The organism is Arthrobacter sp. Dra40 (assembly GCF_059091905.1).
Window position 1 is genome coordinate 1 of sequence record NZ_JBNHHB010000242.1, and the last position, 7,234, is coordinate 7,234.

5 protein-coding genes are annotated in these 7,234 nt (G+C 67.2%); 2 read left to right on the forward strand and 3 right to left on the reverse strand.

What is annotated here, in order from left to right:
* From AC5RWT_RS32605 to AC5RWT_RS32615, 3 genes are all read right to left on the reverse strand, one after another.
* Positions 1 to 2,238 (reverse strand): transglutaminase TgpA family protein (locus AC5RWT_RS32605; RefSeq protein ID WP_494083839.1); only part of this gene is annotated, 2,238 nt, incomplete at its 3' end.
* On the reverse strand, positions 2,235 to 3,608 hold the full coding sequence (locus tag AC5RWT_RS32610) for a DUF58 domain-containing protein (RefSeq protein WP_494083840.1): 1,374 nt from the start codon (positions 3,606 to 3,608) through the stop codon (positions 2,235 to 2,237). The genes AC5RWT_RS32610 and AC5RWT_RS32605, both read right to left, overlap by 4 nt.
* Before the next feature lie 5 nt (positions 3,609 to 3,613).
* A complete protein-coding gene (locus tag AC5RWT_RS32615) occupies positions 3,614 to 4,651 on the reverse strand; it encodes an AAA family ATPase (RefSeq protein WP_494083841.1) in 1,038 nt (345 codons plus the stop codon).
* Positions 4,652 to 4,799: 148 nt separating this feature from the next.
* Here AC5RWT_RS32615 and AC5RWT_RS32620 point away from each other — a divergent pair, with 148 nt between their 5' ends.
* Together AC5RWT_RS32620 and AC5RWT_RS32625 are read left to right on the forward strand one after the other, a co-directional pair.
* Entirely contained in the window at positions 4,800 to 5,750 is a 951-nt protein-coding gene (locus tag AC5RWT_RS32620) for a TatD family hydrolase (RefSeq protein WP_494083842.1), read from the forward strand.
* Between the two features lie 329 nt (positions 5,751 to 6,079).
* A complete protein-coding gene (locus AC5RWT_RS32625) occupies positions 6,080 to 7,192 on the forward strand; it encodes a resuscitation-promoting factor (protein ID WP_494083843.1) in 1,113 nt (370 codons plus the stop codon).
* Positions 7,193 to 7,234: the final 42 nt, after the last annotated feature.

The window sequence follows — 7,234 nt, forward strand, 5'->3', positions numbered from 1 at the left end:
GTCTGTCCACCGGGCGGCGCTACTGCCGCCCGGTGCCGGTGTCTCTGGCGCGGCATAGGCAGCGCGCTCGTAGCCTGCGCGCAGCCGTGCCAGCGCGGCCGAAGATATTCCGCTGACCACGCCGTCGTCGTCAAGTCGCTGCTGGAAAGCCCGTGGTGATTCCGTCGCCGCGGGTGCCCACCCGAGGTCTTCGGCAGTATCCAGCGCTTCTGCCCACGTGAGTACTGCTGCCGTGCCGCCTCCGTGGGCCAGCGCTGCGCGGCGCCGGCTGGTACGACGGCGGCGGAGCACCAAAGGCGCCAGCACCACGGCCAGCACGACGGATGCGGCGGCCGCCGACCATATCTGGCGGGAGAGCATGTCTTCGCCTGCTGCGCCGGTGGAGCCCGACGCCGCCGCCTCTCCCGGGGCCTCGGTGGCAGCCCGGGGTTGCCCAGTGGGCCGCAGCGGGTCCGCTTCCGGAAGCACCGGGCCGGGGGCGGCAGCAGTCTGGGCGTACGCAGGCAGCACGCCGCGTGACGGAGTGGGCTCGAAGGCTACCCAGCCCACGCCGCTGAAATACAATTCCGGCCAGGAATGGGCGTCCCGGGAATCGATTTCGAACTCCTCCAGTTTCTTGCCGGATCCATCTTCAATGACGTTTCCGGTGGGCCTTCCCGGAGCGTAGCCCACGGCCATCCGGCTGGGAATGCCGGCGATCCGGGCCATGATGGCCATGGTCGCTGCGTAGTGGATGCAGTAGCCGGATTTCTTCTGCAGGAACGCTGCCACGATCTCGAAACCGCTCTGGTCGTAGCCGCCGTCTACCGGTGCCTGTTCGGAGTAGACGAAGCCGGACGTCCGCAGATAGGTCTGAATAGCCATGGCCTGTTCGTAGGGGTTGGTCAATCCGTCGAGCACCTTCGCCGTGGTGTCCGCGATGATGGCGGGCATGTTGTCCGGAAGCTCGGAGAACACCGGATCAACAATCGGGTTACTCGACGGTTCCGCGGCCCTGAGCACTTCCCTTGTCAGCTGAGGCCTGACACTGCGCACCTCATAGTCCTGGTTCGCGGTGGTGGTGCCTGATTCTCCGCGGATGTTCAATGTGCGCGGATCCCAGCTCCACGTGCCGCGGGCACCGGAAACCCGTGCCGGCGCGTAGGGTGCCAGCAGCCACGGGCTGGTGAAGGATGACGTACTGATCCGCGTGGTGGTGACGTCTCCGTCGGCCAGCAGGTTTACGGTGCCCGGCACGTCCAGTTCGTCGATTCCGGTGCGCCGGTGGCCGTCGAATTCGCTGGGGGTCCAGCGTGCGCCGGTCAGGTTTTCCAGCGTGACCGAGCGCAGATAGAGCGGGTCCTTTGCATCGGTGGCATACGTCATCCGTCCGAAGGCGCCGGGCCGCCGCAGGTTGTCGCCCAGGCTGACCACCGGGTTCAAACCAGTGGGCGCGCCCCAGTTGAGCCGTGAACCTTCGGGGAACAGTCCGGAGGAGAAGCCCGGGATGGCCAGCGGAAGCACCAGGGCGGCCGCCAGGCCGGCCGCCGCGATTCCCGCGGCCCGGCGGACCTGCTCGGCCGAGGCCAGCCGCCCCCTGCCGGTGCCGTCGGCGGCAAGCCATTGGGCACAGCCCAGAAGCACGAGATAGCCCGCCGCGGCGGCCAGGAAGCCGGCAGCGCCGATGCTGTTCGGTTTGATGATGGCCGAGACAATGGCCAGGGCGAGCAGGCCCAAACCGCTGACGGCGGGCATCTGCAGCGGAACCGCGAGCGTGTCCACCAGCAGGGCAATCAGTCCGACTCCCACACAGGCCGCCAGCGCAATTCCGTTGTTGACCAGCACCGGCGCGACCTGTGAGACCACGGTGTCGCGGGCTTCCTCCAGCATAGGATCGAGGGCCGCGAACGTGTCGGGTCCGGGGATTATCCCCAGCAAGCTGGTCGGCGCCAGGAAAAGCGCCGTTACCGACATCACCAGTGCGGCCAGCCCGAGCACCGCGCCGGCCAGCGGTGACCAGTCCAGCCGCCGCGCCAGCCCCGTGCCCGCTTCGGTGCAACAGACAGTGACGGCGACCTGGAAGAACCAACTCCAACCCTCGAGGACGTCGTGCAGGCTCGCGGCGGTCAACAGGACGGCAGCCACAACAGCGGTGCTCATCAACCACGGCGCGATGCCGGGGGGAGTCTGCCGGTTGGCGCTCCCGCCCAAGGTTTCGGGACTGCGGCGCTCTGCAGGCTTGTCCACTAAGGCCGTCATGACGCCGTCCCTGTTCCCACTGGCTGGATGCGGTCGCTTGAGTCGAAATGCGCCCAGGCAGCCGGCAGCGAGGCTTTGGGGCTGACAGCCACGGTCCGCCACCCGCCGGCACGCAGCAGGTCCATCGCAGCCCGGGCATGTTGCGGTCTGTCGGTGACGATCAGAGCGAAGGCATGGGAGCCGAATTCGGCGGCGGGGGCCAGCAGACGTGCTTCGCCGGGGCTGATCCCGCCCAGGACCGCTACCAGCGGCCCTTTGTACTTGTGAGCCGCCAGTTTGTCCATCAGCTGGTCTCCGAAGGCGGGAGGAACCGCATGCCGGTCGGACTTGTGGTGGTCGTCGGCCAGTCCCAGCGCGGCCAGTCCCTCGGCCAGCTCCTGGTAGCCGGCGGGACCGTCGAACTCCTCTTGTCCGGGCGACGGTGCAGACGGGGACTCCAGCACGGCCGCCGAGGCGTGGGTGTCGAGGAGCCGGACCCTGTAGTTGCGCTGGAGGAAGTCGTTGGCGGCCGAGGCCACCGCTGTAATGGCCCACTCGAAGGTCGGTGATGTGTGCAGGAGATCGCCGTGCTGGTCGGCGCCGTCACCGAACGCGGGCAGCAGGCCGGTGCCATGGGCCGAGGCGCGCCGGTCCAGCACCAGGGTAGCCTGCGGTGTTGTCACCGATTCTTCCTGCCGGACCATCAGCTCCCCGTGGCGGGCCGTCGCGGCCCAATGAACCCGGCGCATGGGATCGCCGTAGCGGTATTCACGGGTCGTCACGTCGTCGTCGCTGGGGTTCGCTTGCCGCCGGGTGCTGGCGGTGCCGTCTTGACCGCGGGCTCCGGTCAGCGAGGTGGCCGGCAGCTCCACGGGCGCCGGCGTGACCACCAAGGGGCTGGTTTCCCCCAGATGGTGCCGGTGATTGGCCAGCCCAAAGGGGTCCGTGAAATCGGCCGTCACCGGGCCGATGGCGAACAGCCCGCGCTTGCTGGAGCGGAGCCTGTATTCGTACACGCTTGCTCCGGAACGGGACGGGTGCCGTGCGGGGAACCGGAACGACGGCGCCTTGCCGAAGCGCACTGGCAGCTGCTCTTCCATGTACACCAGGCCTGCCGCACCGCCGCTGCGGCGGACGGTCAACTGGACCTGGGCCACAAGGCCGGTTTCGACGGCGGCGGGCCGGAACTTCCGTTCGACCGTGAAACGCGGTTTGAGGAGCACCATCGCGGACGCGGCCAGCAGCGGCAGCGCGATCAGGAACACCGCCAGGGTGAGCAAGTCCCGGCGGCCCAGCACCTGCGCCAACAACAGGGCCAGCGTGCCGGCGGCCAGCAAACCCCACCCGCGCAGCGTGACATACCGGGTGGGCAGCCAGCCGAACGCGTCCATGGCAGTCAGGAAGATGTGCGGCGGGAATCGCCGCCCACCGGAACCTTGGCCAAAACGGAGGCGACCACGCTGGAGGCGTCCTCACCGGCGGTCACGGCCTTGCGGTCAAGGATCAACCGGTGGGCCAGTACGGCTTCGGCCACGGCGGCAACATCGTCGGGCAGGACGAAATCCCGGCCGCCCAGGGCCGCCGTCGCCTTGGCCGCACGAAGCAGCTGAAGCATGGCGCGCGGGCTCGCTCCCAACCGCAGATGCCCATGGTCGCGCGTAGCCCGGCCGATGTTGACCGTGTATTCCTTCACCGCGGGCGAGACGTAGACATCGCGGACCATGGCCACCATGCTCCGGACCTCGTCCACCGTGACGACGGCGCGCACTCCGTCCAGCGGGGAAACGGACTGGTGGGTCTCCAGCATGTCCATCTCGGCACGCGGGTCCGGATACCCCATTGAAATCCGGGCCATGAAACGGTCGCGCTGGGCTTCCGGCAGCGGATAGGTGCCTTCCATTTCGATCGGGTTCTGGGTGGCGATCACCATGAAGGGGGTGTCCAGCGCGTAGGAGTTGCCGTCCACCGTGACCTGGTGTTCCTCCATGCATTCGAGCAGCGCCGACTGCGTCTTGGCCGAGGCACGGTTGATCTCGTCGCCGATCACGATATTGGCGAACACCGGCCCAGGCCGGAATTCGAACCGGTGCGCGTCCTGGTTGTAGATGGAAACGCCGGTGACGTCGGAGGGCAGCAGGTCCGGCGTGAACTGGATGCGGCGCACACTGCAGTCGATGGTCTTGGCCAGCGTCTTGGCGAGCATGGTCTTGCCCACACCGGGCACATCCTCCAGCAGCAGGTGCCCCTGGGCCAGCAGCACTGTCAGGGCCAGACGCGCAGCTTCGGACTTGCCGTCGATGACGGTCTCGATCGACGCCTTGATGCGGGCGCAGGCGTCGTGGAAGTCCGTCAGCGCGAGGCCTTTCTCCGGCCCCAGGTCGGCCCGATCGGAGCGGACGGTCCCGGCCTCTGCCATGTGCTGCTGCGTGTCCATGAACTACCTTCCGGTATGCCTTCCCCGAGGGCCGGTTGTCCCAGCCTACTTGCTGGCTGTGTGATGCGGTAGACACGTGAAACGTTTGTTTGATAGGCCCTCTTCGGGGTGGCGCCCGCCCTACCGCGTGCTTCAGTAGGCTGGAAACATGCCTGTTCTTCCAGCCGCCGTTGCCGGCGAAACTCCTCCCGCCTACACGCCTGACCGCAGCGCTGCCCCGGCGGCGGGCCACAGCCCCACGGAGGAGGACGGCCGGCGTCGCGATCGCAGCTATCCGCCTGCACCCGAACCGCTGCCCGTCCCGGTGATGGACAACCACACGCATTTGGACTTTAGGGACGGGCTGGTGGCGGTCACGCTCGGGCAGGCGATGGATGCGGCAGAGGCCGTCGGGGTCGCGGGCGCCGTCCAAGTAGGCTGCGACCTCGAGTCTGCGCGCTTCACGCTGCAGGCGGTGGAGGCGGAGCCCCGGCTTCTGGGCGCGGTGGCCATCCATCCCAATGACGCCCCTCCGCTGGCCGAAGCGGGAACGCTGGAAGAGGCTTGGGCCGAGATCGAGTCGATTGCGGCCCATCCGCGGATTCGGGCGATCGGGGAAACCGGACTGGATTACTACCGGACGGGAAGCGGTGGCCGGGGCGCCCAGCAGGAGTCGTTCCGCCGCCACATCGACATCGCCAAGCGTCTGGGCCTGGCCCTGCAGATCCATGACCGGGACGCACACGAGGACGTGGTGCGCGTGCTGCTCGAGGAAGGAGCGCCGGAAAAGGTGGTCTTCCACTGCTTTTCCGGGGACGCTGCGCTGGCCAGGATCTGCAACAACCGGGGCTGGCACATGTCCTTCGCCGGGACCGTCACGTTCAAGAATGCCGACGGACTGCGCGAAGCACTGGCGACCGCTGATCCGGCCCTGGTGCTGGCCGAGACGGATGCGCCGTTTTTGACTCCGCACCCGTACCGGGGCCGCCCCAATGCCAGTTATCTGGTGCCCTACACCGTGCGGTCCATGGCCGAGGTGCTGGGAAAGGACTTGGCGCGGTTATGCACCGAGGTGGCAGAAAACACCGGGCGCGTCTACGGGTCATGGCAGCCGGAATAACAGCGCGGTATTTTTCCTAGCCAGCGCGGATATCCGAACCAGCCGGTGGCCGGTGCGAGGCAGGCCACACCGCGGCCGGGGCCCGCCCGTACTCCGCCCGGCTTGTCGCCATGTCACGTTTCGATTACGGTAAGTAGCTAATGGCCGGGGTCGGGGAAGGCAACCGGACATTGTGACACCCGTGGCGGTAGCCGTTGGACGTTCCGTTCGTACGCCCAAACATCCGCTGCAGGTGCTGCCTGCACTCGCACCGTGCCGTGAAACCCGGCGCGCCCTACGCGTGTGTCTTGATGTCCCCGTGCCCGGAAACTGCAACAGATTCGGGAACCGTGACAAACGCGCTGAAGAACCGCTGGGTGAAGATCGCCGGCCAGATCGTCGTCTTGACCGCCTTGGTCCTTGGACTGGTGGCCTTCGTGGGCAACAACAAGTCCGTCACCCTGACTGTCGACGGTCAGGCGAGCACCGTGTCCACCTTCGGATCCACCGTCTCGGATGTCCTAACCGAATCGGAGGTGCACGTCGGCGAGCTCGATGACGTCACGCCGGCCATTGACGAGAAGATTTCCGACGGCGCCAGCATCGAAGTGGTCACGGCCAAGCCGGTGGACGTGAACGTGGATGGCGACACCTCCACCGTCCACACCACCGCAGCAACCGTCAAGGAGTTGCTGGACGAGCTTGAAGTCACCGACGAATCCGCACTGTCCGCGCCGCTGACGGCAGAGCTGGCCTCCGTGGGCGCGGTGACCATTTCGACGCCGAAGAACGTCACCATTGCCGTGGACGGCAAGACCCGCAAGGAAGTCTCCACGGCGACGACTATCGGCGACCTGCTGAAGGAGCACGGCATCAAGCTGGGCAAGGAAGACAAGCTCTCCGTTGCCGCCGCGAAGCCGGTCAAGGAAGGCGCCAAGGTCAAGGTCACCCGGATCGATCGCGAGCGGGTGGAGGAGACGGAGTCCATCCCCTACGAAACCACCAGGACGACCAACTCCGCCATGTACAAAGACGACGAGAAGGTCACCAGGGTCGGCGAGGCCGGCGAACGCCTCAAGGTCTACGAAATTGTGCTGACCGACGGCAAGGAGACCGACCGGAAGCTGGTCAGCGAAAAGGTCAGCCGGGAACCGGTCAGCCAGAAGGTCACGGTCGGCACCAAGGAACGCCCGGCCAAGGTCAACAGCGCCAACGTCGGGGGCACCTGGCAGGCGCTGGCAGAGTGCGAGTCCGGTGGCAATTGGTCCATCAACACCGGCAACGGCTACTCAGGAGGCCTGCAGTTCAGTGCCAGCTCGTGGCTCGGCGCCGGCGGCGGCAAGTACGCCCCCTACGCCTACATGGCCAGCCCGTCCGAACAGATCGCCACCGCGGAAGTGCTGCGCGGCAACGGCGGCTGGGGCCACTGGCCCGCCTGCGCCGCCAAGCTGGGACTGCTCTAAGCAGACAGGCAGGCTTTCCACCACCTCGGACCCGGGCATTGC